Origin of the sequence: Xanthomonas arboricola (assembly GCF_002940665.1) — a bacterium.
In the GTDB taxonomy this organism is placed as follows: Bacteria; Pseudomonadota; Gammaproteobacteria; order Xanthomonadales; family Xanthomonadaceae; genus Xanthomonas; species Xanthomonas arboricola_B.
Genome location: NZ_MIGY01000002.1, coordinates 155,098 through 181,452 on the forward strand (window position 1 = coordinate 155,098; position 26,355 = coordinate 181,452).

The 26,355-nt window shown below is 67.3% G+C and carries 22 protein-coding genes and 1 tRNA gene; 12 read left to right on the top strand and 11 right to left on the bottom strand.

Annotated elements, in window-relative coordinates; all coding sequences use genetic code 11:
• Positions 1–84: 84 nt before the first annotated feature.
• The 5 genes from dxs to XarjCFBP7645_RS07600 all read right to left on the bottom strand — a co-directional run bounded on the left by dxs (position 85) and on the right by XarjCFBP7645_RS07600 (position 6,556).
• Positions 85–2,001: a 1-deoxy-D-xylulose-5-phosphate synthase gene (gene dxs / locus XarjCFBP7645_RS07580; RefSeq protein ID WP_039815198.1), complete on the bottom strand. Its 1,917-nt coding sequence runs from the start codon at positions 1,999–2,001 to the stop codon at positions 85–87.
• Between the two features lie 375 nt (positions 2,002–2,376).
• On the bottom strand, positions 2,377–3,033 hold the full coding sequence (locus XarjCFBP7645_RS07585; protein ID WP_053045183.1) for an HNH endonuclease: 657 nt from the start codon (positions 3,031–3,033) through the stop codon (positions 2,377–2,379).
• Positions 3,034–3,575: 542 nt separating this feature from the next.
• Positions 3,576–5,369, bottom strand: a complete 1,794-nt coding sequence (locus tag XarjCFBP7645_RS07590; protein ID WP_104536932.1) for an acyl-CoA dehydrogenase C-terminal domain-containing protein — start codon at positions 5,367–5,369, stop codon at positions 3,576–3,578.
• Between the two features lie 37 nt (positions 5,370–5,406).
• On the bottom strand, positions 5,407–5,883 hold the full coding sequence (locus XarjCFBP7645_RS07595) for an LEA type 2 family protein (RefSeq protein ID WP_104536934.1): 477 nt from the start codon (positions 5,881–5,883) through the stop codon (positions 5,407–5,409).
• A 136-nt stretch (positions 5,884–6,019) separates the two neighbouring features.
• The gene (locus tag XarjCFBP7645_RS07600; protein WP_104536936.1) at positions 6,020–6,556 is read right to left on the bottom strand and encodes a lipocalin family protein; all 537 of its coding nucleotides are present in this window, start codon (positions 6,554–6,556) and stop codon (positions 6,020–6,022) included.
• Positions 6,557–6,735: 179 nt separating this feature from the next.
• On the opposite strand from XarjCFBP7645_RS07600, the gene XarjCFBP7645_RS07605 reads away from it, so the two are divergent.
• Positions 6,736–6,811, top strand: a tRNA-Phe gene (locus XarjCFBP7645_RS07605).
• A gap of 404 nt (positions 6,812–7,215) precedes the next feature.
• Positions 7,216–7,473 carry a hypothetical protein gene (locus XarjCFBP7645_RS07610; RefSeq protein ID WP_104536938.1) on the top strand — a complete coding sequence of 86 codons (258 nt, stop codon included), beginning with the start codon at positions 7,216–7,218 and terminating at the stop codon, positions 7,471–7,473.
• A 132-nt stretch (positions 7,474–7,605) separates the two neighbouring features.
• On the opposite strand, the gene XarjCFBP7645_RS07615 is transcribed toward XarjCFBP7645_RS07610, so the two are convergent.
• Complete coding sequence (locus XarjCFBP7645_RS07615; protein ID WP_104536940.1) at positions 7,606–8,280, bottom strand: class I SAM-dependent methyltransferase; 675 nt, start codon at positions 8,278–8,280, stop codon at positions 7,606–7,608.
• Positions 8,281–8,617: 337 nt separating this feature from the next.
• Here XarjCFBP7645_RS07615 and XarjCFBP7645_RS07620 point away from each other — a divergent pair, with 337 nt between their 5' ends.
• On the top strand, positions 8,618–10,240 hold the full coding sequence (locus XarjCFBP7645_RS07620) for a hybrid sensor histidine kinase/response regulator (RefSeq protein WP_104537854.1): 1,623 nt from the start codon (positions 8,618–8,620) through the stop codon (positions 10,238–10,240).
• Positions 10,241–10,522: 282 nt separating this feature from the next.
• On the opposite strand, the gene XarjCFBP7645_RS07625 is transcribed toward XarjCFBP7645_RS07620, so the two are convergent.
• The 5 genes from XarjCFBP7645_RS07625 to XarjCFBP7645_RS07645 form a co-directional block, all read right to left on the bottom strand.
• Positions 10,523–10,801 carry an oxidative damage protection protein gene (locus XarjCFBP7645_RS07625; protein WP_104536941.1) on the bottom strand — a complete coding sequence of 93 codons (279 nt, stop codon included), beginning with the start codon at positions 10,799–10,801 and terminating at the stop codon, positions 10,523–10,525.
• Between the two features lie 22 nt (positions 10,802–10,823).
• Positions 10,824–11,897, bottom strand: a complete 1,074-nt coding sequence (gene mutY, locus XarjCFBP7645_RS07630; protein ID WP_104536943.1) for an A/G-specific adenine glycosylase — start codon at positions 11,895–11,897, stop codon at positions 10,824–10,826.
• A 62-nt stretch (positions 11,898–11,959) separates the two neighbouring features.
• Positions 11,960–12,223 carry a hypothetical protein gene (locus XarjCFBP7645_RS07635; protein WP_104536945.1) on the bottom strand — a complete coding sequence of 88 codons (264 nt, stop codon included), beginning with the start codon at positions 12,221–12,223 and terminating at the stop codon, positions 11,960–11,962.
• On the bottom strand, positions 12,224–13,879 hold the full coding sequence (ftsY, locus tag XarjCFBP7645_RS07640) for a signal recognition particle-docking protein FtsY (protein WP_104536947.1): 1,656 nt from the start codon (positions 13,877–13,879) through the stop codon (positions 12,224–12,226).
• Positions 13,880–14,084: 205 nt separating this feature from the next.
• Positions 14,085–14,801, bottom strand: a complete 717-nt coding sequence (locus XarjCFBP7645_RS07645) for an AraC family transcriptional regulator (RefSeq protein WP_104536948.1) — start codon at positions 14,799–14,801, stop codon at positions 14,085–14,087.
• Positions 14,802–14,961: 160 nt separating this feature from the next.
• On the opposite strand from XarjCFBP7645_RS07645, the gene XarjCFBP7645_RS07650 reads away from it, so the two are divergent.
• The 9 genes from XarjCFBP7645_RS07650 to XarjCFBP7645_RS07690 all read left to right on the top strand — a co-directional run bounded on the left by XarjCFBP7645_RS07650 (position 14,962) and on the right by XarjCFBP7645_RS07690 (position 26,337).
• On the top strand, positions 14,962–15,900 hold the full coding sequence (locus tag XarjCFBP7645_RS07650; RefSeq protein WP_104536950.1) for a proline racemase family protein: 939 nt from the start codon (positions 14,962–14,964) through the stop codon (positions 15,898–15,900).
• The gene (locus tag XarjCFBP7645_RS07655) at positions 15,900–17,090 is read left to right on the top strand and encodes an NAD(P)/FAD-dependent oxidoreductase (protein WP_104536952.1); all 1,191 of its coding nucleotides are present in this window, start codon (positions 15,900–15,902) and stop codon (positions 17,088–17,090) included. Before XarjCFBP7645_RS07650 ends, XarjCFBP7645_RS07655 begins: the two co-directional genes overlap by 1 nt.
• A complete protein-coding gene (locus XarjCFBP7645_RS07660; RefSeq protein WP_104536954.1) occupies positions 17,087–17,332 on the top strand; it encodes a 2Fe-2S iron-sulfur cluster-binding protein in 246 nt (81 codons plus the stop codon). Before XarjCFBP7645_RS07655 ends, XarjCFBP7645_RS07660 begins: the two co-directional genes overlap by 4 nt.
• Positions 17,325–18,638, top strand: a complete 1,314-nt coding sequence (locus tag XarjCFBP7645_RS07665; protein WP_104536956.1) for an NAD(P)/FAD-dependent oxidoreductase — start codon at positions 17,325–17,327, stop codon at positions 18,636–18,638. The genes XarjCFBP7645_RS07660 and XarjCFBP7645_RS07665 overlap by 8 nt, the downstream gene beginning before the upstream one ends.
• Complete coding sequence (locus XarjCFBP7645_RS07670; protein ID WP_104536958.1) at positions 18,635–19,543, top strand: dihydrodipicolinate synthase family protein; 909 nt, start codon at positions 18,635–18,637, stop codon at positions 19,541–19,543. Before XarjCFBP7645_RS07665 ends, XarjCFBP7645_RS07670 begins: the two co-directional genes overlap by 4 nt.
• 186 nt (positions 19,544–19,729) lie before the next feature.
• Positions 19,730–21,346, top strand: a complete 1,617-nt coding sequence (locus XarjCFBP7645_RS07675) for an aldehyde dehydrogenase family protein (RefSeq protein WP_104536960.1) — start codon at positions 19,730–19,732, stop codon at positions 21,344–21,346.
• Entirely contained in the window at positions 21,343–22,542 is a 1,200-nt protein-coding gene (locus XarjCFBP7645_RS07680; RefSeq protein ID WP_104536962.1) for a M24 family metallopeptidase, read from the top strand. Before XarjCFBP7645_RS07675 ends, XarjCFBP7645_RS07680 begins: the two co-directional genes overlap by 4 nt.
• A gap of 115 nt (positions 22,543–22,657) precedes the next feature.
• Positions 22,658–24,475, top strand: a complete 1,818-nt coding sequence (locus tag XarjCFBP7645_RS07685; protein WP_104536964.1) for a DUF885 domain-containing protein — start codon at positions 22,658–22,660, stop codon at positions 24,473–24,475.
• Positions 24,472–26,337, top strand: coding sequence for a DUF885 domain-containing protein (locus tag XarjCFBP7645_RS07690; protein WP_104537855.1), 1,866 nt, complete (start codon positions 24,472–24,474; stop codon positions 26,335–26,337). The genes XarjCFBP7645_RS07685 and XarjCFBP7645_RS07690 overlap by 4 nt, the downstream gene beginning before the upstream one ends.
• The last annotated feature ends 18 nt before the right edge of the window (positions 26,338–26,355 follow it).

Sequence of the window (26,355 nt, forward strand, 5' to 3'; positions counted from 1 at the left end):
ACGCGGCATACGGCATTACCGGCACAGGCAGGCGATTCTGCAACCGCCTGCCGCAACTGCCACCGTGGGTGACCCGCGCAGGCCTCAGCCTGCAGCGGCATTCAACGCGGGCGGCTTGCCTGCCATCAGCTGCGGCCAGCGCTTGAGCACGGCGGCGCGGATGCCGGCCTGGTCGATGCCGGCCTCGGCCAGCAGGTCTTCGCGGCTGGCGTGATGCTGGAAGCTGTCCGGCAGGCCCAGGTGCAGCATCGGCATGGTGACCGCTTCGGCGTTGAGCAGTTCGGCCACGCCGGAGCCGGCGCCGCCGGCAACGACGTTGTCCTCGATGGTGACCAAGCCCTCGTGGCTCTTGGCCAGCTCCAGCAGCATGGCTTTATCGAGCGGTTTGACAAAGCGCATGTTGACCACGGTCAGGCCGAGTTCGCGGCCGACCGCTTCTGCGGCGTCCACGCTGGCGCCGAAACCCAGCAGGGCGATGCGTGTGCCGCTGTGACGCAGCTGCGCCTTGCCGATCGGCAGGCTGGTGAGCGATGCATCGAGTGCGCTGCCCGGGCCGGTGCCGCGCGGGTAACGCACTGCCGCCGGGCCTTCGTAACGCACGCCGGTGGTGAGCATCTGACGGCATTCGGCCTCGTCGGCCGGCGCCATCACCACCATGTGCGGGACGCAGCGCAGGAAGCTCAGGTCCAGGTTGCCGGCATGGGTGGCGCCATCCGGGCCGACCACGCCGCCGCGGTCGATCGCGAACAGCACGTCGAGCTTCTGCACCGCTACATCGTGCACCAGTTGGTCGTAGCCGCGCTGCAGGAAGGTGGAGTAGATCGCCACCACCGGTTTGGCGCCCTGGGTCGCCATGCCGGCGGCCAGCGTCACCGCGTGTTGCTCGGCGATCGCCACGTCGAAATAGCGCTGCGGATATTCCTTGCTGAAACGCACCAGGCCCGAGCCCTCGCGCATCGCCGGGGTGATCACCAGCAGCTTGGGCTCGGCCGCGGCCATGTCGCAGACCCAGTCGCTGAAGACATCGGTATAGGTCGGCTTCTTGACGCCGGCCTTGGCGACCAGGCCCTTGCTCGGATCGAATGGGCCCACGGCGTGGTAACCGATCTGGTCGCCTTCGGCCAGTTCGTAGCCCTTGCCCTTGGTGGTGATCACGTGCAGCAGCTGCGGGCCCTTGAGCGTCTTCAAGGTCTTCAGGGCGCCGACCAGGCCGGGCAGGTCGTGGCCGTCGATCGGGCCGGTGTAGTGGAAGCCCATTTCCTCGAACAGCGTGGACGGCACGAACATGCCCTTCCAGTGTTCTTCCCAACGCCGCACGAAGCGCGCGGTGGGGTTGTTCTTCTTGTCGCCGAGGATCTTCTTGCCGCCCTCGCGGATGGCGTTGAGGGTGCGGCTGCCGCTGGCACGCCCCAGCATCTTGGTCAGCCCGCCGACCGCTTCGGAGATCGACATGCGGTTGTCGTTGAGGATCACCAGCAGGTTCGGCTCCGGGTCCATGCCGCCGGCATGGTTGAGCGCCTCGTAGACCATGCCGGCGGTCATTGCGCCGTCGCCGATTACCGCCACCACCTTGCGCTCGTCGCCACTGCGCTGCGCGGCGATCGCCATGCCCAGCGCGGCCGAGATCGAAGTCGAGGAATGCCCGACGCCGAAGGTGTCGTAGACGCTCTCTTCGCGCTTGGGGAACGGCGCCACGCCGTCCTTTTGCTTGACCGTGTGGATCTGGTCGCGGCGGCCGGTAAGGATCTTGTGCGGATAGGTCTGATGGCCCACATCCCACACCAGCTGATCGACCGGGGTCTGATACAGGTAGTGCAGGGCGACGGTGAGTTCGATCACGCCCAGGCCGGCCGCGAAATGCCCGCCGCTCTTGCCCACCGATTCGATGAGGTAGGCGCGCAGCTCTTCGGCGATCGCGGTCAGATCGGCCTCGTCGAAAGTGCGCAGATCGTCGGGGGTCTGGATGCGGGACAGGCGCGGATAGCGGATGGAGTCGATCATCATCGTGTCAATGTTCTGAAGCCGTATTGTCCTCCCCATGCGAAGGCCCGGCAAGCAAACCGGTTCAGCTGTCAGCGGGAAGTGATGGCCGAGCGCGCTGGCAGCGCAGGTACGCGCCGGGTTCCCGGGGCTGCGGCAATCTGCCGCACCCGGGTCAGGGGCCTGCGGCACGTGCCAGGGATGTTGCCTGGCCTTCGTATTGCTCGCGGGTTGAGCCGGCGCATGGGGGAGAACAGGTGCGAGGCCATGCAAGGCTATGCGTCGTTGTGAAACGACGCGTTCGACACCGTCGACGATGTCTTCTCTCTGTCAGCCGTTGCCAACGCTGGTACTTGGCGCTCAAGCCGGAACATCGCGCCGAGCCGGCATGGCGGACTACAACGACAGTTTCGAGCGCTTGGGTAACTGCGCGCGCAGGAACGCCATCTGGTCGGAGAGGATGTTGCGGTTGGACAGGATCAGATGTTCGATCCAGCTCGGCCGGTACGGCACGGCCAGCAGCGGCATATGCGCCTGCTGTGGCGTCCGGTTGGCCTTGCGCGAGTTGCACTGGAAGCAGGCGGTGACCACGTTCTCCCAGCTGTCGCGGCCACCCTTGGAGACCGGCATGACGTGATCGCGGGTCAGCTGCGGGCGACTGAAGTGCTGGCCGCAATACATGCACAACTGCGAGTCGCGCGCGAACAGGGCGGTGTTGCTGAGGGTCGGCGTCGGGTCCAGCGCGCGCGAACGGGCATGCCCGCGTGCGGCGATGATGGGATGCAATGCCAGCGTGCTGCGCTCGCCGGTGAGCCGCGACATGCCGCCGTGGATCTCCATGCAGGGCTCGCCCAGGGTCCAGGACACCGCACCGCGTGCGTACAGGCAGGCGGCGTCCTGCCAGTTGATCCAGTCCAGTACGCGACCATGCGCATCGAGCGAAAGCAGGCGCAAGGTGGGAAGTTGCTGGATTGCAGCGACAGCGCTGCCCGCGACCGGGGCTGAGGAGCCTCCGGGGACGATCACATCACCTGCGTGCGTGTCTGTCTCCATCGGGAAAACAGCTTATACCCGATCGTTGACAGTTTGTGTATCGCAGCGAACGGCTTTGGCGCGCGTCTTGCAATCAGGGGTCGGCACGTCCCCGCCCAGCCGCCCCGGCAGCGCTGCGTCACCCATCTTCGGACGCGTTGCAGGCCTTGTCCGTAGGAGCGCACCCGGGCGCGACGTCTCGCCGAGCGGTACCGCCTCGTCGCGGCCAGGTCCGCTCCTACGACAGCGGCAGAATCCTGGGGTGTTGCCATAGGAGCACACCCGGGCGCGACGTCTCGCCGATCGGTACTGCCTCGTCGCGGCCAGGTCCGCTCCTACGACAGCGGCGGAATCCTGGGGTGTTGCTATAGGAGCGCACCCGGGCGCGACGTCTCGCCGATCGGTACTGCCTCGTCGCGGCCAGGTCCGCTCCTACGACGGTGGCGGAATCCTGCGGTGTTGCCGTAGGAGCGCACCCGGGCGCGACGTCTCGCCGATCGGTACCGCCTCGTCGCGGCCAGGGCCGCTACGACAGCGGCCCTGGCCGCGATGATGGCGCTTGCTCAGGCTTCGCCGAACAACTCCGCGTCCAGCGTCATCAACGGCGCTGCGCCGCTGCGGATGGTGGCGGCATGGGTCAGCGTGCGCGGCAGCACGCGTGCGAAGTAGAAGCGGGCGGTTTCGCGCTTGGCGCGCTTGAACTCCTCGCTGTGCGCGGAAGCATCGGCAGCGGCCACGCTGCGCGCCCACCAGTACGCAAGCACCACATAGCCGGAATAGAACAGGTAGTCGTAGCTGGCGGCACCGAGTTCGTCCGGGTTGCGGGCGGCGCGATCGAGCACATCGCGGGTCAGCATCGCCCACTCGCTGCACTTGTCGCGCAGCGGCTTGATGAACTCGGCCAGCGCCGCCGCGTCCTGCTGCGCATTGGCGAAGCGTTCGACATCGGCCAGGAACAGCTTCAGTCCTGCCGCCTGGCTGGCAGCGGTCTTGCGGCCGATCAGGTCCAGCGCCTGGATGCCGGTGGTGCCTTCGTAGATGGTGGTGATGCGCGCGTCGCGGGCCAGCTGCTCCATGCCGTATTCGCGGATGTAGCCGTGGCCGCCGAAGCACTGCAGCGCGTGGTAGGTGTTCTCGATCGACCATTCGGTCTGGCAGGCCTTGGAGATCGGAGTGAGGAAGCTCACCAGGGTCTCGGCGTCGGCGCGTTCCTGCTCGGTGGTGCCGCGGTGGGCCACATCGACCAGGCTGGCCGCGTGCAGCGCCAGCAGGCGGCTGCCTTCGGTCAGCGACTTGATGGTCAGCAGCATGCGGCGCACGTCCGGGTGCACGATGATCGGGTCGGCCGGCTTGTCGGGAAACCTGGCGCCGCTGAGCGCGCGCGATTGCAGGCGCTCGCGGGTGTAGCGCAGCGCGTTCTGGTACGCCCGTTCGGACAGGCCGATGCCCTGCAGGCCCACGCTCAGGCGTGCGGTATTCATCATCGTAAACATGGCCTGCAGGCCCTTGTGCGGCTGGCCGACCAGGTAGCCCTGCGCGCCTTCGAAGTTCATCACGCAGGTCACCGAACCCTTGATGCCCATCTTGTGCTCGATCGAGCCACAGTGCAGTGCGTTGCGTTCGCCCACGTTGCCGTCGCGGTCCACCTTGAACTTGGGGGTGACGAACAGCGAGATGCCCTTGGCACCGGGCGGTGCGTCCGGCAACTTGGCCAGCACCAGATGCACGATGTTGTCGGTGAGATCGTGCTCGCCGGCAGTGATGAAGATCTTGGTGCCGGTGATGGCATAGCTGCCGTCGGCGTTGGGCTCGGCGCGGGTCTTGAGCAGGCCCAGGTCGGTGCCGCAATGCGGCTCGGTCAGGCACATGGTGCCGGTCCAGCGGCCGTCGATCAGCGGCTTGAGGAAGACATCCTGCTGCCAGGTTTCGCCGTGCTGGCGCAGCGCTTCCATCGCGCCGTGCGACAGCAGCGGGAAGTTGCCCCAGGCCAGGTTGGCCGCGTTGATCATTTCGCTCAATGGCACACCCAGCGTGTGCGGCATGCCCTGGCCGCCGAACTGCGTCTCGGCGGTGAGGCCGTTCCAGCCGCCTTCCACGAACTGGTCGTAGGCCGCACGGAAGCCGGGCGGGGTGGTCACCGCGTGGGTGCTCTTGTCGAAGGCACAGCCGATTTCGTCGCCGATGCTGTTGAGCGGCGCCAGCACCTGCGCGGTGAAGCGGCCGGCTTCTTCGAGTACGGCGTCGATGATGTCGGTGCTGGCGTCGGCATAACCGAGCCGGGCGAACAAAGCCTCGGCGCCAAGCACGTCGTGCAGGGCGAAGCGGAAATCGGTCAGCGGGGCGGTGTAGCTGCTCATGCGGAATCCTTCAAACAAGTGCGGGAGGGCGTGCGCGTCAGCGCAGCACGCCGTTGAGGCCGGGGGCCGGGCTGAGCGTGTTGCGCGATTCGACGCTGAAATCGCGCTGCTTCTTGTCCTGCGGCGTCGCCCACACCGTGCCCTTGAGCGAGTAAGGCAGCGAGCGGCCGCCGGCGAGCACATCGGCCACGGTGAGACGGCCCAGCGAGGTCGGCTGCACGCTGACGGTCACCACGTCGGCGGTTTCCGGGCCGATCGAGATGCCGACGCTCCGGTCGAGCTTGCCGGCCAGCTGATCGCCGGCGGAAATCTCCAGCGCCACGCGCTCGAACTGCATCGGGATGCTGCTGTAGTTCTGCAGGCGCAGGTCCACCGACCAGGAGCCGTCGGCACGCACGGTCAATTGCTGGATGCTGGCGGCCGGCTCGGACACGCGGCGTACCGCACCGCCGCAAGCGCTCAGCAGCAGGCCACAGGCCAGCGAGACGATCAGGAAACGGTAGGCACGACGCATGTACTGAAGTCCTTGGCGGGATGAGGCGGCGCCAAGAATACTACGCAGTACGGTTGCTGCCTTGCTGCCTTACGGCGTGTCCGGGTGCAGGCGTTGCGGAGTATGCCCGGCGCGGCCCGCGTTCAGGCCGTTGGCGTCAACGCAATGGCGCAGCCACGACCAGCGGCGACAGGTCGTAGCCCATCTGCGTGGCCTGACGCTTGAGTTGCTCGAACTGCGCGCGCTGCATCTGTGGCGAGCGCGACAGGATCCACAGATAGGTGCGGTCCGGTTCGCCGACCACCGCCCATTGGTAGTCCGGGTCGAGTGCGATCACCCAGTAGTCGGCCCACACCAGCGGCAACCAGCTCAGCCACTCCGGCGCAAAGCGCACCTGCAGCTGCCCGGGCCGGCCCTCGACCGGCCGTGCCACTCCCTCGGCCTGGGTCAGCTCGCCATCGGCGGCGCGGCAGCCGTTGCGCACGCCGATCAAGCCATCGTCGCGCAAGGTGTAGCTGGCGGTGATGTCGCTGCGGCACTTCTTCTGGAACGACACCGGAAGATGCGCGATCTCATGCCACTGGCCGGCGTAGCGGGATATGTCCAATTGCGGCACTGCGCGTACCGGCTGTTGGGCCGCGGCCATCAACGGCAGCAGCAAGGCGAACGACAACAGCAGGCGGGGCAGGCGCATGACAATCTCCTCGGGACCCGCGCAGGCTAGGCCATGCCGCCTTCGGTGCGGTGTGAACCGATGCAAGAAAGCACCGTCGCCGCGCCGGCCCGCAACAAAGTTCATCGCAAGGCTTGCTCAAACTGCGCCTGCTCGCTATGATGCGCGTCCTCGCAACGCAGGCAGCATGTTGCGATAGTGGCCGAGTAGCTCAGTTGGTAGAGCAGGGGATTGAAAATCCCCGTGTCGGCGGTTCGATTCCGTCCTCGGCCACCATTTCCAAGCCTTCGTTCGCAAGGCTTCCCGGCAGTCGCCGGATGTGCAAACTCTCTTTCTTCTTTTGTTGACGCTCCTTTGCAGCGATTGCTGCGGATGGAATTCTTGCGTTTGCCGGCAGACCTGTCGCCTGCGGCTAAACGAACTGCTGTGTTGCTCCGCGCTGTAACGCCGACTTCTGGGCGGCGCGTGCGTTGATCAAACTCCAGCTGCTGCGCAGCGCCTGATTGTTCCTTCTCCCCTCGGGAGAATGTGCCCGAAGGGCGGATGCGGGTAAGGCCCGCCCTTGAATGGGCTTGGCAGATTGCGTCCGGTGACCCAAGGGGTTGGAGTCGGCTCGCGCGCTGCCGGATCGCGGTGGTTTTCCACGTGGTCTTCAACTGCGCGTGGCGATACTTCCGCGTATGACGCACAAAACACTTCGACGCACGTTGATTCACGGCTACTGCGGTGAGTTCCGCGTGGAAACGATGGAAAGTCAGGCCCCTGGACAGACCCAGTGGTCGTCGACGGCGTTCGTGTATCACCGCGACCACCCCTTGCCGATCGCCACGATCGAGGGCGCGGGGCAGGGTGAGTACCGCGGCGATGCGCGCGAGCAGGCGCTGCGCGTGGGTTCGTGTCTGGCCGAGTTTCTGGACCCGAAGGAATACCGGCTCTGAGGCTAGGCGCCGGCACCGCGGCGCCAGGCTGCGCTGATACGCATGAGCGGGCACAAGGTGCTCAAAGTCGATCCGCGCAAGCCGATCGCATTGTCTGCCTATACCCTGCACCCGATTGACGCGGCAGAGCGATTAGCGGCCTGCTGGCCACCAGTTGTCCATGTTGCGCCGGTAGACGAACAGGCGCGGTGCCTTGGCCACCTGCGCGGCTGCCTGGCGTTCGCCGGCGATCAGCGAAAACCCGATGTCGGCCAGCATGCGCGAGAGCGCGTTGGCGTTGCCGCGGCCCGGGTCGCTGATGACGATCTCGCACGAAGGCCTGGCCAGCGCGGGAATGAGGCTGGCCAACATGGTGGCGTGGCGGGTCTCGTACAGCACGTCGCTGGCGATGATCATGTCGAACTGGCCCATGTTCAGTGCGCCGGCGTCCCAGTCGAGCCGGCGATACGGCACCGAGTCCAGGGAGTTGAGCGCGGCGTTGTACGCCAGGAACACTTCGGCCAGCGGGTGATGATCGCTGGCGACCACGTCGGCGCCGCGCCGGCGTAAGACCAGGCTGGCCAGCCCCAGGCCGCAGCCGAGTTCGAGAATGCGCCGGCCTTCGATCGGGCGCGTGGCCATTGCCTCGGCCAGTAGCCGACCGGCGGGCCAGACCTGCCCGAACAGGCTCCATTGCGCCGAGGAAATGCCTGCATCGGCCGCACTCTCGTCCGGATCGGCGTATTGCTGTTTGTCGGCAAGTGCGCGGATGACGTAGGTCAGTTGCCCAAAGGTCAACTCGTGAATCTGGGTCTGGTAGCCCGGCATGGTGGCATCGCATGATCGCCAGAGCCTGCGCTGGCTGGAAAGACGCGCGCCACGGCGCCAGAACGGCCGAACGAAGCGCAAGAGCTGCTTGCTGCCCGCGCATGCTACGGCAAAACGACCGATGCACCTGCTTGCCAATGCTGGCCCGCCGTGCGGCCATTAACCTGCTTTCAGCAAGCGCCGGCGCAGGCCATCGCTCACCGGTGCACGCTTGCATGCGCTGCTCATGGCCATCGCTGCTTACCGTGAGCTAGGCATTTCGTTTGGATGTGAGGGATCAGCTCACCGGCCCGGACTAGACTATTGCCACGGGAATGGCCCCGCGGAGAACATGCACTTGAACGATCCCGGCGACGCAGAGCTAAGGGCGCCTCACATCGGCGAATCGCGCAGTCTTCCTGTCGATAAGCACCGCTCGGATATCTTCTTTGCGGCGGTGGAAACCACGCGGATGCCGATGACCGTGACCGATCCGCATCTGCCGGACAATCCGATCGTGTTCGCCAACCGCGCATTCCTGGAAATGACCGGGTATTCGGCGGAGGAGATCATCGGCAACAACTGCCGCTTCCTGCAGGGGCCGGAAACCGACCGCTCCAGCATCGACGATGTCCGCGAATCGATCGACAACCGGCGCGAATTCGCTACCGAAGTGCTGAATTACCGCAAGGACGGTTCGTCGTTCTGGAATGCGTTGTTCGTTTCGCCGGTGTTCGACGACAGCGGCCGCCTGGTGTATTTCTTCGGCTCGCAACTGGATGTGAGCCGTCGTCGCGATGCCGAAGACGCCCTGTGCCAGGCGCAGAAGATGGAAGCCCTGGGTCAGCTGACCGGCGGCATTGCGCACGATTTCAACAATCTGCTGCAGGTGATGTCCGGCCATCTGGAGGTGATCCAGATGATGGCCAACAAGGGCGGCGATAACGCGCAACGCATCGCTTTCAGTGCCGAGCACGCGGCCGCCGCCGCCGCCAAGGCCGCCACGCTGACGCAGCAATTGCTGGCGTTTTCGCGCAATCAGAAGTTGCGCGGACGGGTGGTGAATCTCAATGGTCTGGTGGCGGGCATGAACAACATGGCCGAGCGCGTGCTGGGCGGCGGCATCACCATGCAGCAGTCGCTGGACGAGCGCTTGTGGAATTGCCAGATCGATACCACGCAGGCCGAAGTGGCGCTGCTGAACGTGCTGATCAACGCGCGCGATGCGATGGCGCAGGCCGAGCGCAAGCAGGTCACCGTACAGACGCAGAATGTGGAAATCACCAGCCACGATCTGGCGATGTATCACCAGCTGGCACCGGGCCGTTATGTGAGCCTTGCGGTGAGCGACACCGGCTCGGGGATGCCACCGGACGTCGCCAGCCGGGTCATGGAGCCGTTCTTCACCACCAAGGACGAAGGGCAGGGGACGGGCCTGGGCCTGTCGATGGTGTACGGCTTCGTCAAGCAGTCCGGCGGCACCGTGCGCATCTACAGCGAAGTGGGCGAGGGCACCACGGTGCGTCTGTACTTTCCCGCCTCCAGCGAGTTCGAGAACGAGTTGCAGGCCGTCAAGGGCCGTGCGATCGACAAGGGCGGCAGCGAGACCGTCCTGATCGTGGAAGACAAGCCGGATGTGGCGGTGGTGGCGCAGATGTTCCTGGAAGGTGCCGGTTATCGCATCCTGACCGCATCCAGCGGACGCGAAGCGATCGAGGTGCTGGAGCGGCATCCGGAGGTGGACGCGGTGTTTACCGATCTGATCATGCCCGGCGGTATGAATGGCGTGGTGCTGGCGCGCGAGGCGCGCCGCATGCTGCCGAAGATCAAGATCCTGCTGACCACCGGCTATGCCGATGCCAGCATTCAGCGCACTGACGTGGGTGGTGCGGAATTTGGCGTGGTCAACAAGCCGTATACGCAGAAGGAGTTGCTCAAACGGATCCGCATGCTGCTGGACGGGCCCACCGGTGTCGGCTGAGGCGGACCCATCGGGCAGTGCGATGCCAGGATGTAGCCTGCAGATGGTCGCTGCGATCGTGCAGCGGCGGCCGCGCTGCAGGTCTATCCTGCGCTGCGCTCGTTCTGTCCTGTCTTGTCTGAGAACGGCTAAAGCCGCGACCAGCAGTGCTCGGCCCGAAGGAGATGTTGCCCAGGATCTGGAGAGCATGCGTGATGCACGCCGATCTCGATCACCGACCGCGCCTGTTGGCGGTGAGCGCAGTGGTTTGCGGGCCGCGGGCCGCGCTGAATCCTGACATGCTTACTCTTCGCTCATCGGCGCGACATAGCCATCCGGCTTGTCGGCATTGCGTTCGAACAGGAACTTCTGCAGTTCGGCTTCGAGAAAGACGCGGTGTTTGGGGTCGCGCGGCGACAGCCGGTTTTCGTTGATCAGCATGGTCTGGTGTGCCAACCACGCTTGCCAGGCGGTCTTGCCGATCTGCGCGAAGATGCGCTGGCCGAGCTCGCCGGGATACGGTACGAAATCCAGGCCTTCGGCGTCGCTTTGCTGGTACTGGCAGAACACGGTGCGGGACATGCGGATTCCTTGAAGTGCGTGCTTACAGTGCGTCGAGCAGCTTGCGGATCGGCGCCGGCAGACCCAGCGATGCGAGATCGGCGCGGGCGACCCAGCGCAGGTCGTCATTGTCGCGTACCGCAGGGCGCAGTGCGACCTTGCGTACGCGCAACGGCTGCAGATGCAGGCGGTAGTGGCTGAAGGTGTGCACGATCAACGGCATCTCGTCGGCGCGTTCGTAGTCGCCCTCGATGTGGTTGTCGAACCATGTGCGCATGCCGCTGTCGGTCTCGGCCTGCGGCAGCGTCCACAGCGAGGCCCAGATGCCGGTCGGCGGGCGGCGCTGCAGCAGGATCTGCCTGTCCGCGTTTTCCAGCAGCAGCGCGGTGGCTTCGCGCTCGGGCAACGCCTTGCCGGGCTTGGGCGTGGGCAGTGCTTCCACCAGGCCGTCGCGGCGCGCCACGCAGTCGTCCTGCAGCGGGCACAGCACGCAGGCCGGTTTGGCGCGTGTGCACAGTGTGGCGCCGAAATCCATTTGCGCCTGGGTGTAGTCGGCCAGGCGGCCGGCCGGCACCTGCGCCACATGTGTCGTCGCCATTTGCCACAACTGCTTTTCGATCGCCGGCAAGCCGGGGTAGCCGGCAATGCCGTGGAAGCGCGTCAGCACGCGTTTGACGTTGCCGTCCATGATCGCGAAGCGGTCGTTCCAGGCCTGGCTGAGGATGGCGCCGGCGGTGCTGCGGCCGATGCCGGGCAACGCCAGCAACGCATCGAAATCGCGCGGCAACTCGCCACCGTGCAGGGCGACGCATTGTTTGGCCGCAGCATGCAGATTGCGTGCACGTGCGTAATAGCCCAGCCCGGCCCAGTGCGCCATCACCGTGTCGTTGTCGGCTGCGGCCAGGTCGGCCAGGGTCGGAAAGCGGGCGACGAACTTGTGGAAGTACGGAATGACCACCGCGACCTGGGTCTGCTGCAGCATGATTTCCGACAACCACACCCGGTACGGCGCGCGCGGATGCTGCCAGGGCAGATCGTGGCGGCCATGGCCGTCGAACCAGTGCAGCAACAGGGCGACGAAGGCGTCAGCGGATGAAGCGGCGAGATCTGCGGGCATGAGGTCTGCTGGCGGCGAAGGAGGGCGGTGCTGAGCACAAGCGCGGTGTTGCGGTGGCGATCTCAGCGCAGTGGAAACGCAATGCAGACCAGGCACTGCTGGCAGAAGAAGCCTTCATCGCCAGGCCAATGCGGCGCCTGAGGTGCGTGGTAGTAAGACACTGCAGCATCGCTGCACTGCGTTGCACGCAGCGCGGCGGGCATGGGGCGCGCGAACTCCAGCACGCGTTTGGCACGCGACCAGCCGTGCGACACCTGCTGCACCGCGCAGCCGGCCTGCAACGCGCTTGCGTACAGGGGCTGCAGATGCGGGCAGGCGTCTTCCACTCAGCTGCCCAATGCTTCCGGCAACAACGCATCGACGAAGGCGACCGGGTCGAATATGCGCAGGTCTTCCGGGCGCTCGCCGATGCCGGCGAAGCGGATCGGAATATTGAACTCGCGCGCCAGTGCGAACACCACGCCGCCCTTGGCGGTGCCATCGAGCTTGGTCACGACCAGGCCGGTGACGCCGACCGCAGCATGGAACTGACGCAGCTGCGAGATGGCGTTCTGGCCGGTGGTGCCGTCGATGACCATCAGCACCTCGTGCGGTGCGGCGGCATCGATCTTGCCGAGCACGCGGCGGATCTTGCCCAGCTCGTTCATCAGCCCGGTCTGGGTATGCAGGCGGCCGGCGGTGTCGGCGATCAACACCTCGGTGCCGCGCGCCTTGGCGGCCTGCAGCGCGTCGAACGCCACCGAGGCCGCGTCGGCATTCTGCCCCTGCGCGATCACCGCCACGCCGTTGCGATCGCCCCAGGCCTGCAGCTGCGCCACCGCCGCGGCGCGGAAGGTGTCGCCGGCGGCCAGCATCAGGCTGTTGCCGTCGTCCTTGAAGCGCTTGGCCAGCTTGCCGATGGTGGTGGTCTTGCCGACCCCGTTGACGCCGACGGTGAGCACCACGAAGGGCTTGGCCGAACGGTCGATGACCAGCGGTTTGGAGACCGGTTGCAACAGCGCGATGAGGTCGGCGCGCAAGGCCTTGAACATCGCCTGCGCATCGACGAACTCGCGCGACTTCATGCGCTTGCGCAGCCCTTCTACCAGGGCGGTGGTCGCGCCGATCCCGACGTCGGCGGTGATCAGCGCGGTTTCGATCTCGTCGAGCAGATCGTCGTCGAGCTTGGGGTTGCGCGAGAACAGACCGCCGAAGCTGCGCGCGAAGCTGCTGTTGCGCAGACGATCGCGCCAGCCCGGCTTGCCGGCCGGGGCGGCCGGTAGCGCATCGCGCTGGCCGACGATGCTGTCGTTGTCGGAGCTTGCCGGCGCTGGAGCGCCGATCACGGCCGGGGCGACGACACTGGGCGCGGTGGCGGGCGACGGGGCGAGGGCCGGTTGCACTGCGGGCGCAGCTGTTGTGGCGGCAGGCGTCACGACAGCGGGTGCAACGACAGCAGGCGTTGTGGTCGACGGTACGACTGCGGGCATGGCGCCTTGCGCAGGCGTCGGTGCCGGCGTGCCTGCCGGCTGCATGGGCGCGCTATGAGGCTGCGCGACTACTGGTGGCACCACTACTGTCGGCACCACCACTGCAATGGGAGCCTGTGACGCGGCAGACGGAACCGGATCGGGCAGCGCCTGCAAGGCCGCAGGCGCGGGCGTCGCCGGCGGCGCGGGTGCGCTGGGAACCGCGGCAATGCTCTGCGCCTGGCCAGTGCGCGTGGCGATGTCCTGCGCAAGCTGTTCGGCCGGCGCCGCAACAGGCGGCGTTGCGGCTGGCGTTGGCGTTACTGCATCGCTGCGCGCGGGTGTGGTGGGGGCGGGCGACGCTGTCGTTGCCGATGTGCCGGGTTCGGCAGTCGGCATTGTCTCGACCGGCGATGCTGGGGTGGCGGCAGACGGCGCGGTGGGGAATGCGGCTGCCAGTTCTTCCAGGCTATAGCGCGAGGTACGCGCGCTGTCGGGCGTGGTTGGTTTGTTGCGGCGGAAAAAGCTGGCCATTGGCAACGCAGTAGGGGAAACCCGAAATTCTACCATCCGGGCCCAGGGTCGCCTTGACGCGACCTTCAGTGCGACCCTGTCCGGGCCACATCCTAAGCACCGCAACAGCAGTGCAACAACCGGGGCAAACCGCGTCGCCGCAGCATCACAAATGCTGCCGAATTCGGCATTTGTGCCAGCGCTGTGTCAGGGTATGTTTACGTGCCTACAACTGCCCCTTGAGCGCACGGTAATCGCGCGGGGTCATGCCGACGGTTGCCTTGAACTGACGCGCGAATGCGCTCTGGTCGGCGAAGCCGCAGCGCTGCCCGATGCTGGCGATGCTGTCATCGCCGTACAGCAGCCGCATCGCCGATTCGATGCGCAGCTTGGTCAGCAGTTGCTGCGGGGTCACCTGGAACACGCGACGGAAGTGCCGTTCTAGCTGCGCCACCGACAGACCGGCCAGGTCGGCCAGGCTCTGCACGCGCAGGTTGTCGCCGAAATGGGCCTGCATGTGATCCATCACCTGGCTCAGACGCTCGTACGCCGAGTGCCGGCTGTCGGGCTGGCCCAGATCGCGCGAAATGCCGACCACGCCAATCACTTCGTTGGCCTCGCAGAGCGGGCGCTTGAAGGTCAGGCACCAGCCGGGCAGGCGGTTGGGATACAGATGCACCTCCAGCTGGTTGTCGATGAGCTCGCCACACAGCACGCGGCGGTCCTGCATCATGTAGCTTCCGCCCAGCGGCAGCGGGAACACTTCCAGTGGCGAGCGGCCGATGATTTCGCTACGCAGCTTGCGTCCGAGCCGGCGTACCAGCGTCAGGTTGCAGTGGGTGTAGCGGCCCTCGCTGTCCTTGATGAAGAACACCACGTTCGGCAGCGCATCGAACAGCGTCTGCATCTCCAGCGCGGGAAGGTTGAGGTCCATCGGCGTCATGGTGGCGGTCACGATTGACGGCTGCACGAAAGGCGCGGCCCTGTATTGATCCTAGCGCAAACGCGGGGCTGTGGACCGGCTTGTCGATTGTGCAGAGTTCCGCATTTGCAACTCGCATTGGACGCTAGTCGCCTGCCAGCCGGCAGTGGGAGCATGAGCCATGCACAGCATCGACGTCATCGATTCCCATACGGCCGGCGAACCTACCCGCGTGGTCCTCTCCGGCTTCCCCGATCTGGGCGATGGCGATCTGGCGCAATGCCGCGAGCGGTTTCGCCGCGAATTCGACCAGTGGCGCAGCGCGATCGCCTGCGAACCGCGCGGCTCGGACACCATGGTCGGCGCCTTGCTGCTGCCGGCCCGCGACCCTAGCGCCTGCACCGGAGTGATCTTCTTCAACAACGTCGGCTACCTGGGTATGTGCGGGCACGGCACTATCGGGGTGGTGCGCACGCTGGCCGAGCTGGGGCGCATTGCGCCGGGCCAGCACCGCATCGAGACGCCGGTCGGCACGGTGGGCGTGGAACTGGCCGAAGACGGCACGGTGTCGGTCGACAATGTCGAGAGCTATCGCATAGCGACCGAGGTGGACGTGGACGTACCGGGTTACGGAACGGTGCGCGGCGATGTGGCCTGGGGCGGCAACTGGTTCTTCATCACCGGGCAGGCGCCGTGTGCGCTGGACCTGGCGCATCAGCGCGAGCTGACCGCCTATACCGAAGCGATCCGGCTGGCGCTGGACGCGGCCGGCATCAGCGGCGAGGCCGGCGGCGAGATCGACCATATCGAAATCAACGGCGCCGCGCCCGACGGCAGCGGCGCGGCGCGCAACTTCGTGCTGTGCCCGGGGCTGGCCTACGACCGCTCGCCGTGCGGCACCGGCACCAGCGCCAAGCTGGCCTGCCTGGCCGCCGACGGCAAGCTGGCCGAAGGCGAGCGCTGGGTGCAGCAGGGCATTCTGGGCAGCGCCTTCGAAGGCAGCTATCGCCTCAGCGGGCGTGGCATTGCGCCACGCATCAGCGGGCACGCCTACATCATCGCACACGCGCAGCTGCTGATCGACCCAGCCGACCCGTTCGCCTGGGGAATCGTGGCCTGATGGACGCCGTGCGGCCAGCATCGGAGGGAGTTGGCAGCGCGCCGGCCGCCGATGCGGCGCCGTCGGCAGCGTCCACGCGACGCAGCTACGACCTGGTCGTGGTGGGCGCGGGCATCGTCGGCGCGGCCTGCGCCGAGGCGGCCGCGTGCGAAGGGCTACGCGTGGCGATCGTCGAGCCCGGCCCGATCGGCGGCGGTTCCACCGCGGCGGCGATGGGGCACCTGGTGGCGATGGACGACGACCCCGCCGAGCTGGCGCTGTCGGCGTATTCGCTGCGGCTGTGGGAGCGTTTTGTACAACTGAGCGAGGCCGAGTTCAGCCGCTGCGGCACGCTGTGGGTGGCCCGCGATGCGCGCGAACTGGCGGCGGTGCCGGCCAAGATCGCGCGGCTGGCGGCGGCCGGCCTGCATGCCGACGCCATCGATGCCGGCCAGTTGTATGCACTGGAGCCGCAACTGGTGCCGGGCCTGGCCGGCGGCATGCGCGTGCCCGGTGAAGCCGTGGTGTATCCGCCGCGGGTGGCGCGGCATCTGGTGAGCCTGGCCTGCAAGGCAGGTGCGCACCTGTTTGCGGGCCGCAAGGTGGAGCAGCTGCAGGCGCATGGGGTGCGTCTGGACGATGGCCAGCTGTTGGCCGGCCCGGTGCTGGTGGCCAGCGGCGTGGCCTTGCCGCAGCTGTTGCCCGAGCTGGCACTGCGCCCGCGCAAGGGCCATCTGGTCATCACCGACCGGCATCCGGGCTTGATCCGGCATCAGCTACTGGAACTGGGCTACGCCGATTCGGCGCATGGCGCCGACGCCACCAGCGTGGCGTTCAATGTGCAGCCGCGGCCGACCGGGCAGATCCTGATCGGCTCCTCGCGCCAGTTCGGCGAGCACGACCGCGCGCTGTCGCTGCCGGTGCTGCAGCAGATGTTGCAGCGCGCATTCGCGTATCTGCCGGTGCTGCGCGAGTTGCAGGCGATCCGGGTGTGGACCGGGCTGCGCCCGGCCACGCCGGACGGGCGCCCGTATCTCGGGGCGGTGCCCGGCCGGCGCGACGTGTGGGTGGCCGCCGGTCACGAGGGGTTGGGGGTCACCACGGCGCTGGGGAGCGCGCGGGTGATCGTGGACAGCCTGCTCGGGCGTACCCCGGCCATCGACCCCAGCCCGTACGCTCCGGCGCGCGCCGTGCACGGTGCGGCCGCATGAGCGCGATGGTGCGTCTGCACGTGGATGCGCAAGCGGTCGAGGTGCCGGCCGGCGCCAGCGTGGCCGCTGCGGTGGCGCTGGCGACGCTGCATTTCCGGCAATCATGCAGCGGCCAGCCGCGCGCGCCGTTGTGCGGCATGGGCGTGTGTTTCGAATGCCGGGTGCGCATCGACGGCGTCGGCCAGCAACGCGCCTGCCTGGTGGATGCGCGTAACGGCATGCAGGTACGCACCGATGGCTGAGCGCGTGCAGCATTTCGACGTGCTGGTGATCGGCGCCGGCCCGGCCGGCCTGGCGGCGGCGCAGGCGGCAGCCGGTCATGGCGTGCGGGTCGGCGTGGTCGACATGCAGCCGCGTGCCGGCGGGCAGGTGTGGCGCAACGATGTGCGGCACGGCGCACCGGCCGATGCGCGCGCGCTGTTGCGGCAGGTACAGGCCGCGTCATCGATCACGCTGCTGACGCAGACGCAGATCCTGCTGGCGCAGCCGGGCTGGCTGTTGGCCGATGGCCCGGACGGTTCCGTGCAACTGCATTACGCCGCCCTGGTGCTGGCCACCGGCGCACGCGAATTGCTGCTGCCGTTTCCGGGCTGGACCTTGCCCGGCGTCACCGGCGCCGGCGCGGCGCAGGCGCTGGCCAAGCAGGGCTGGCCGCTGGCCGGCAAGCGCGTGGTGGTCGCCGGCAGCGGCCCGCTGCTGCTGGCCAGTGCGGCCACGCTGCAACGGCATGGCGCGCGGGTGCTCGGCATCCACGAACAGACCTCTAAAGCTGCGTTGCGGCAGTTTGCATTGCAGTTGTGGCGCTGGCCGGGCAAGGCGGCGCAGGCGGTGGCGCTACGCCTGCAATTGCGCGCGGTGGCCTATCGCGCCGGCAGCTTTGTCGTCTCCGCAGATGGCGACACACAACTGCGCGAAATCGAGATCGAAGGGCCTGCCGGTCGCACGCGGCTTGCCTGCGACCAGCTAGCCGTTGGCTATGGCCTGGTGCCCAACACCGAGCTTGCACAGCTGCTCGGTTGCCGGCTGGACGCGTACGGCGCGCATCAACAGGTGCATGTGGATGCGTTGCTGCGCACCAGCGTCAGGCAGGTCTTTGCAGCCGGCGAAGCCTGCGGCATCGGCGGACGCGATTGCGCGCTGATCGAGGGCGCCATGGCCGGGCACATGGCTGCCGACGCACCGGACGCTGCGCTGCGCCTGCAGCCGCGGCGGCGTGCCGCGCGTGCGTTCGCCGAGGTGCTGCAACGGCAGTTCGCGCTGAATCCACGCATCCGCGCGCTGGCGCAGCCCGACACGCTGGTGTGCCGCTGCGAGGACGTGCCGCTGGCCGCGCTGGACAACTTCAACGATGCACGCGATGCCAAGCTCGCTTCGCGCTGCGGCATGGGCGCCTGCCAGGGCCGCATCTGCGGCACCGCGCTCACCGAACTGGGGCGTTGCCCGCCCGCGCTTTCCACCGACGCCGGCCGCCGGCCGCCGTTGTTCCCGGTCCGCCTCGCGGCGCTGGCCGACCCGTTCACTTCCGACTCGCAAGGGAATCATCCATGAGTATTGCTGCGTTCTGGCACGGCGTGCTGCCGGCCATCACCACCCCGTTCACCGCCTCCGGCGAGATCGATCACGACTTCCTCGCCAAGCACGCCAATCAACTGGTGGATGCCGGCTGCACCGCGATCGTGCCGCTGGGTTCGCTGGGCGAAGCGGCCACCTTGAGCGTGGACGACAAGCTGGCCGTGCTCAAGACGCTGGTCGGCGCATTGAACGGCCGCGTGCCGGTGGTGCCGGGCATCGCCAGCCTGGCGACCGGCGAGGCGGTGGCGCTGGCCAGGGCGGCCAAGGACCTCGGTTGCGGCGGGCTGATGGTGTTGCCGCCCTACGTCTACTCCACCGACTGGCGCGAGATGGGCGCGCATGTGCGCGCGGTGATCGCCGCCACCGACCTGCCGGTGATCCTGTACAACAACCCGGTGGCCTACAAGACCGATTTCGGCCCGGCGCAGATCGCCGAGCTGGCCGCCGAATTCCCCAACCTGCAGGCAGTGAAGGAATCCTCGGGCGACGTGCGCCGCTTTGCCGCGCTGCAGGAGCTGCTGGGCGAGCGTCTGGCGCTGCTGGTGGGCATGGACGATGCCATCGTCGAAGGCCTGAGCATGGGTGCCAAGGGCTGGATCGCCGGCCTGGTCAACGCGTACCCGAAGGAGTCGGTGCGCCTGTTCGAACTCGCGCGCGACGGTGGCTACCCGGCGGCCAAGCAACTCTACGACTGGTTCCTCCCGCTGCTGCGCCTGGATACCGTGCCCAAGTTCGTGCAGTTGATCAAACTGGTGCAGGAAAAGGTCGGCGTGGGCAGCGAGCGCGTGCGCGCCCCGCGCCTGGTGGTCGACGGCGCCGAGCGCGAGGCGGCGCTCAAGGTCATCGATCACGCCATCGCCACTGCGCCCAAACTGTCCTGACGATGAGCTCGCGCTGCACGCCACCGGATGGAGGCCGCGCGCGGATTCACGCGCGGACGCGGTGGCCGGCGTAGCGCGAGGTGGGTCGATGAGGATGTCGCATCAGCGCGACATCCGCGTCGTTTTTTGGTCGGCCCCTGCTGCACAGTGCGCAGGGTCTGTCCTCATGCAACCGAAGGTGCCGCAATGAACGAGACGCTCCACTCCCCGCCAACACAGCAGGCCGAGGTATTGCTGGCCGGCCGGTGGCAACCCAGTCGCGCGGCGAGCGCCAGCTTCCGTGCCGCCGACCCGAGCACGGGCAAGGCGATCGGGCCGCAGTTTCCGGTCAGCGGTGCGGAGGATGTCGAAATTGCGGTTGCGGCAGCGCAGGCGGTTGCAGCGGAACTTGCGGCAGCACCGGTCGAAAGGATTGCCGCATTCCTGGACGCCTACGCCGACGCGCTGGATGCCGATGCCGACACCCTGGTGGCGCTTGCCCATGCAGAAACCGCATTGCCGGCGCCCACGCGCCTGCGTGGCAACGAGCTGCCGCGCACCAGCGGGCAGTTGCGTCAGGCCGCCCAGGCAGTGCGCAGCTATGGCTGGACCCAGCCCATCATCGACACCGCTGCCGATCTGCGTTCGCATCTGGCGCCACTCGGCAAGCCGGTGGTGGTGTTTGGCCCGAACAATTTCCCGTTCGCCTTCAATGCGATCGCCGGCAGCGATTTCGCCTCGGCCATTGCCGCGCGCAACCCGGTAATCGCCAAGGCGCATCCGCTGCATCCGGCCACCAGCCGGCGCATGGCCCAGCTTGCGCACACAGCCTTGCTTGCGGCGGGCCTGCCGGCTGCGGCGGTGCAGTTGCTGTATCACGTCGACAACGCCGCCGGCTTGCGGCTGGCCGGCGATGCGCGGCTGGGAGCGATCGGCTTCACCGGCAGCCGTGCGGGCGGGCTGGCGCTGAAGGCGGCCGCCGATGCGGCCGGCGTGCCGTTCTATGCCGAGCTGTCCAGCGTCAACCCGGTGTTCCTGCTGCCGGGCGCACTGGCCGAACGCGGCGCCGCGCTGGCGCAGGAATTCTTCTCCTCGTGCACCCTGGGCAGCGGCCAGTTCTGCACCAATCCCGGGGTGGTGGTGGTGCCGCAGGGCGAGGCCGGCGATGCGTTCGTGGCCGCGACCACGGCGCATTTCGAGGCCGCCATGCCGATGGTGCTGTTTTCCGGTGCCGGCGTGGAAGGCGTGCAACACGGTGTGGCAGCGCTGCGCGCTGCCGGCGCCGCGCTGCTTGCCGGCGGGCATACCGGCGAAGACGGCTATCGCTATGCGCCGACGTTGTTGAGCGTGGATGGGCAGGCGTTCCTCGCCAGCCCGCATGCGCTGCAGACCGAGGCCTTCGGGCCAGTGAGCCTGCTGGTACGTGCGCGCGACCTCGCGCAGATGACGCAGGTCGCCGCTGCGTTCGAAGGCAATCTCACCGGCACCTTGTATCGCGCAACCGATGGCAGCGACGATGCGGCCTGGCAGGCCATCGCACCGGTGCTGCGGGCGCGGGTGGGGCGGTTGATCAACAGCAAGATGCCGACCGGCGTGGCGGTGAGCGCGGCGCAGAATCATGGCGGGCCGTTCCCCAGCACCGGGCACCCGGGGTTCACCGCGGTGGGCATGCCCGGTTCGATCCGCCGCTTCGCCGCCTTGCACAGCTACGACGCGGTGCCGGACGCCTTGTTGCCGGCCGAATTGCGCCAGCGCAATCCGGGCGGTGTGGCGCGTCTGGTCGATGGGCAATGGAGCACCGCCGACCTCGGAGCGGGCGCATGAGCAGCCAGATCGGCGGGCTGTCGCTGGAGCAGGCGCGCGCGCAGTTGACGCCGTGGACGCAGCGCGCCGCACCGATCGCCGCGCAGGAGTACGCACAGCGCATCGAACGCGCACGCCGCCTGATGCGCGCGCACGGCGTGGATGCGTTGTTGATCGGCGCCGGCACGTCGCTGCGCTATTTCACCGGCGTGCCCTGGGGCGCGAGCGAGCGCCTGGTTGCGCTGCTGCTCACGCTGGACGGCGACCCGGTGCTGATCTGCCCCGCGTTCGAAGAAGGCTCACTGGATGCGGTGCTGAAGATCGCGGTCGCCAAACATCTGTGGGAAGAACACGAGGACCCATACGCGCGGGTGGTGCAGGTGATGGACGACCGCCACGCGCATGCGCTGGCGCTGGATCCGGGCATCGCCTTTGCCGTGCACACCGGCCTGCGCGCGCACCTGGGCACGGCGATCCGCGATGCCGCGGCCATCATCGACGGCTGCCGCATGTGCAAGTCGCCGGCCGAACTGGCGCTGATGCAGCAGGCCTGCGACATGACCCTGCTGGTGCAGCGGCTGGCCGCCGGCATCGCGCAGGAGGGCATCGGCACCGACCAGCTGGTGCGCTTCATCGACGAGGCGCATCGCGCGCTGGGTGCCGACAACGGCTCGACCTTCTGCATCGTGCAGTTCGGCCATGCCACCGCGTTTCCGCACGGCATTCCCGGCGTGCAGCACCTGCGCGCAGGCGAGCTGGTGCTGATCGACACCGGCTGCACCGTGCAGGGCTACCACTCCGATATCACCCGCACCTGGATCTACGGCACGCCCGACGACGCGCAACGGCGCATCTGGGACCTGGAACAGGCGGCTCAGGCAGCGGCGTTTGCGGCGATCCGCCCCGGGCTCGCCTGCGAAGCGGTGGACCAGGCCGCGCGCAGCGTGCTGGAGGCGGCAGGGTTGGGGCCGGACTACCGCTTGCCGGGATTGCCGCACCGCACCGGCCATGGCTGCGGTCTGGCGATCCATGAAGCGCCGTATCTGGTGCGCGGCAATGCGCAGCCGCTGCAGCCGGGCATGTGCGCCAGCAACGAGCCGATGATCGTGGTGCCCGGTGCGTTCGGGGTGCGCCTGGAAGACCATTTTTATGTCACCGATACCGGCGCGCAGTGGTTTACCCCGCCGTCGCCGGCGATCGACCAACCGTTTGCATGAGCCGTTACAGGCTCACGCACGCGTAGGAGCGCACCCGGGCGCGATGGGCAGTCCCGATAAAGCCGTCGCGCGCAAGCGCGCTCCTACAGCCGCCATTGCATCTTGGAGTAACTGCATGAACCACCTGCGTCCCGTCGCCATCGGCCTGCTGGCCGCCGCCTTGTTCACTGCCTGCAAGCCGGCGCCGCCGGCAGCGGAGACGGCAGCTGCGGCCACGCCTGCGCCAACCAGCGAACAGGCCGCCAATGCCTTCGATGCGCTGCTGGACAAGCAATGGCAGTACCAGTTGCAGCACAACCCGGAGTTCGCCAGCATCATCGGCGACAAGCGGTACAACGATCGGTGGAGCGACTATTCGCTCGAGGCCGTGCAGGCCGAGCGCACTGCCACTGCCGAGCTGCTCACGCAATTCGAAGCGATCGACAGCAAGACGCTGGACGAACAACGCCAGCTCAGCCTGCAGATGATGCTCGGCCAGTTGCGCGACAAGCTGGAAGGCATCGACCTGAAGACCTATGCGATGCCGCTGGAGCCGATCGGCGGTATCCAGCTGGGGCTGGCCGGCTATGGGGATGCGTTTCCGTTCGAGGACGCCAAGGATTATCAGGACTACATCAAGCGCCTGCAGACCATCCCGACGGTGATCGATCAGGTGATCGCGGTGTCGCGGCAGGGCGCCAAGGAGGGGCTGGTGCAGCCGCGTTATCTGCTGGAGCGCCTGCCCGAGCAGATCGACAAGATCGCCGCGCTGACCGGCGAGCAGAGCCCGTTCGCCTCGCCGCTGAAAAAGCTCGATGCCGCGGTGCCGGCCGACCAGCGCGCTGCGCTGCGCACGCAGTTGCTGGCCGCGATCGAGCAGCAGGTGCGCCCGGCCTATGCCAAGCTGGCCGCGTTCGTGCGCGACGAATACGCCGCGCAAGGGCGCGCGCAGGAAGGCCTGTGGTCGCTGCCCGATGGCGAACGCCGCTATCGCTACGCCATCCATACCCAGACCACCACCGACATGGCGCCGGAGGAAATCCATCAGATCGGCCTGAAGGAAGTGGCACGCATCGAAGGCGAGATGACGGTGATCGCCAAGGCCCAAGGCTTCGCCGACCTGGCCAGCTTCCGCAAGGCGGTACAAACCGACAAGCGCCATTTCGCCAGCTCCGGCGAGCAGATTCTGCAGCAGTACCGCCAGTACATCGCCGCGATGGAACCTGAGCTCCCCAAGCTGTTCGGCCACCTGCCGACCACGCCGCTGGAAGTACAGGCCATGCCCGCATTCCGGCGCAGCGCGCCCGGCGCCGAATACTGGCAGAGCAATCCGGAAGGCACCAAGCCGGCCATCGTGAAGGTCAACACCAGCGACTTCGCCAGCCGCACGCTGATCAACATCGAGAGCACCGCCTATCACGAGGGCGTGCCGGGCCATCACCTGCAGATCTCGCTGGCGCAGACATCGCCGCTGCCGCCGTTCCGCCAACAGGCCGGCTACAACGCCTATATCGAGGGCTGGGCGCTGTATGCCGAGCGCCTGGGCAAGGAAATCGGTTTCTTCAAGGACCCGTACAACGACTACGGCCGGCTGTTCGGCGAGCTGTTGCGCGCCAATCGGCTGGTGCTCGACACCGGCGTGCATTACAAGCGCTGGAACCGCCAGCAGATGGTGGATTTCTTCCATGCGCATCCGTCCGATGACGAGCCCAGCATCCAGTCCGAAACCGATCGCTACATCGTCTGGCCGGGCCAGGCGTTGGGCTACAAGTTGGGGCAGCTGCAGATTCTTGCGCTGCGTGCGGAGGCGGAAAAAGAACTCGGCGATCGCTTCGATGTGCGCGCCTTCCACGATGCGGTGCTCGGCGGCGGCGCGATGCCGCTGGCGATGTTGCAGCAGCGCGTGCGCCAGTGGATCGCGCAGGCCAAGGCGGCGCCGGAGGCACGCGGATGAAGACCAGCAGCGTCTGGCGCGCGAGCGCATTGAGTGTGCTGATTGCAGCCGGTCTGTGCGGTACCGCAGTGCAGGCGCAGGCCGCAGCGCCCGCGGCCACCACGCAAGACAGTGCAGCGGCACGCTTTAAGGCGTTGTACACGCGCGAATGGCGCTGGCGCCAGGCGCAACTGTCCGGCGCGGTGGATGAAGACAACCAGGCCACCCAGGACAGGCAGTCCGACCATCTGCCCAAGGTCGATGTGGCCACGCAAGACCTGCGCACCGCGTACTGGCAACAGGCGTTGAAGGAACTGGATGCGATTCCGGCAGCGCAGTTGCCGGCCGAAGATCAGGTGAGCTACCAGGTCTACCGGCAGCAGCTGCTGGTGCTGCTGGACCAGCAGCATTTTCGCGCCTGGGAAATGCCGTTCAACAGCGACTCGGCGTTCTGGAGCGACCTGGGCTTCAGCGCCGAGGCCAAGCTGCGTACGCGCGAGGACTACCAGCGCTATCTGAAGATGCTGGCCGATATCCCGCGCTATTTCGCCGAGCACACCGACAATATGCGCGCCGGCCTGGCGCGGGGTTTCAGCCAGCCCCGGGTGACCCTGACCGGGCGCGACCAGTCCATCGCCGACGTGGTGCAGGCCAAGGGCGAGGCCAATCCGTTCTATGCACCGTTCAAGCAGATGCCGGCCACGCTGCCTGCCGATGTGCAGGCGCAATTGCGCCAGCAGGCAGTCAACACCATCGATACGCAGGTGCTGCCGGCCTACGCGAACTTGTTGGACTTCATCCGCAACGAGTACCAGCCGCGCGCGCGCGCCACGCTGGCCGGCGAAGCCTTGCCGGACGGGCAGGCGTATTACCGCGCGCAGATCCGCGAGTTCACCACGTTGGAGTTGAGCCCGGAGCAGATCCACCGGATCGGTCTGCAGGAAGTGGCCAAGCTACGCACGCAGATGGATCAGACCATCGCCGCCAGCGGCTTCAAGGCGCCGGCGGGGCAGGCGATGTTTCCGGCCTTCCTGCAGTTCCTGCGCAGCGACCCGCAGTTCTATGCCAAGACGCCGGAGCAGTTGCTCAAGCAGGCCGCCTGGATCGCCAAGCGCGTGGACGCCAAAGTGGGCGATTACATCGGCCGGCTGCCGCGCCGGCGCTTCGCGATCGAGCCGGTACCGCCGGAGCTGGCGCCGTTCTACACCGGCGGGCGCGGTGGCCCGGGCATCTATCTGGTCAACACCTACAACCTGCCGTCGCGGCCGCTGTACAACCTGACCGCGTTGACGCTGCACGAGTCCTCCCCTGGCCACGCGCTGCAGATGCCGCTGGCGGCAGAGGCGCAGGGGCTGCCGGAGTTTCGCCGCTACGCCTACATCTCTGCCTATGGCGAAGGCTGGGCCCTGTATTCGGAGTACCTGGGCCAGGAAATGGGCATGTACGACACGCCCTATGACCGCTTCGGCTATCTCACCTACCAGATGTGGCGCGCCTGCCGCCTGGTGATCGACACCGGCATCCACCACAAGGGCTGGACGCGCGCGCAGGCGCAGGCCTATCTGCGCGACAACACCGCCTTGAGCGAGCACGAGGTCACCACCGAGGTGGACCGCTACATTGCCTGGCCGGGGCAGGCGTTGTCGTATTACCTGGGCGAGCTGAAGATCCTGCAGCTGCGGCGCAAGGCCGAAACCGTCCTGGGCGAAAAATTCGACCTGCGCCATTTCCACGATGCGGTGCTGCAGACCGGCTCGGTGCCACTGCCGGTGCTGGAGGCGCGCATCGACCGGTTCATCGCCGACGGTGGGGTCTCGCCGTATGCCGCCGAAGATGCTGCCGCATCGGCGGCAGCAGCGGCCAAGGCCTCTGCCAGCGACTGATCCAGGACGCAACCCGCC

Coding starts and splice junctions, on each gene's coding strand:
- XarjCFBP7645_RS07610 (WP_104536938.1), top strand. CDS start 7,216: ATGACGCACAAAACACTTCGACGCACGTTGATTCACGGCTACTGCGGT.
- XarjCFBP7645_RS07685 (WP_104536964.1), top strand. CDS start 22,658: ATGAACCACCTGCGTCCCGTCGCCATCGGCCTGCTGGCCGCCGCCTTG.
- XarjCFBP7645_RS07645 (WP_104536948.1), bottom strand. CDS start 14,801: ATGACGCCGATGGACCTCAACCTTCCCGCGCTGGAGATGCAGACGCTG.
- XarjCFBP7645_RS07625 (WP_104536941.1), bottom strand. CDS start 10,801: ATGTCCCGCACCGTGTTCTGCCAGTACCAGCAAAGCGACGCCGAAGGC.
- XarjCFBP7645_RS07615 (WP_104536940.1), bottom strand. CDS start 8,280: ATGCCGGGCTACCAGACCCAGATTCACGAGTTGACCTTTGGGCAACTG.
- XarjCFBP7645_RS07660 (WP_104536954.1), top strand. CDS start 17,087: ATGAGCGCGATGGTGCGTCTGCACGTGGATGCGCAAGCGGTCGAGGTG.
- XarjCFBP7645_RS07595 (WP_104536934.1), bottom strand. CDS start 5,883: ATGCGTCGTGCCTACCGTTTCCTGATCGTCTCGCTGGCCTGTGGCCTG.
- dxs (WP_039815198.1), bottom strand. CDS start 2,001: ATGATCGACTCCATCCGCTATCCGCGCCTGTCCCGCATCCAGACCCCC.
- XarjCFBP7645_RS07590 (WP_104536932.1), bottom strand. CDS start 5,369: ATGAGCAGCTACACCGCCCCGCTGACCGATTTCCGCTTCGCCCTGCAC.
- XarjCFBP7645_RS07675 (WP_104536960.1), top strand. CDS start 19,730: ATGAACGAGACGCTCCACTCCCCGCCAACACAGCAGGCCGAGGTATTG.
- ftsY (WP_104536947.1), bottom strand. CDS start 13,879: ATGGCCAGCTTTTTCCGCCGCAACAAACCAACCACGCCCGACAGCGCG.
- XarjCFBP7645_RS07670 (WP_104536958.1), top strand. CDS start 18,635: ATGAGTATTGCTGCGTTCTGGCACGGCGTGCTGCCGGCCATCACCACC.
- XarjCFBP7645_RS07585 (WP_053045183.1), bottom strand. CDS start 3,033: ATGGAGACAGACACGCACGCAGGTGATGTGATCGTCCCCGGAGGCTCC.
- XarjCFBP7645_RS07650 (WP_104536950.1), top strand. CDS start 14,962: ATGCACAGCATCGACGTCATCGATTCCCATACGGCCGGCGAACCTACC.
- XarjCFBP7645_RS07680 (WP_104536962.1), top strand. CDS start 21,343: ATGAGCAGCCAGATCGGCGGGCTGTCGCTGGAGCAGGCGCGCGCGCAG.
- XarjCFBP7645_RS07655 (WP_104536952.1), top strand. CDS start 15,900: ATGGACGCCGTGCGGCCAGCATCGGAGGGAGTTGGCAGCGCGCCGGCC.
- XarjCFBP7645_RS07690 (WP_104537855.1), top strand. CDS start 24,472: ATGAAGACCAGCAGCGTCTGGCGCGCGAGCGCATTGAGTGTGCTGATT.
- XarjCFBP7645_RS07665 (WP_104536956.1), top strand. CDS start 17,325: ATGGCTGAGCGCGTGCAGCATTTCGACGTGCTGGTGATCGGCGCCGGC.
- XarjCFBP7645_RS07600 (WP_104536936.1), bottom strand. CDS start 6,556: ATGCGCCTGCCCCGCCTGCTGTTGTCGTTCGCCTTGCTGCTGCCGTTG.
- mutY (WP_104536943.1), bottom strand. CDS start 11,897: ATGCCCGCAGATCTCGCCGCTTCATCCGCTGACGCCTTCGTCGCCCTG.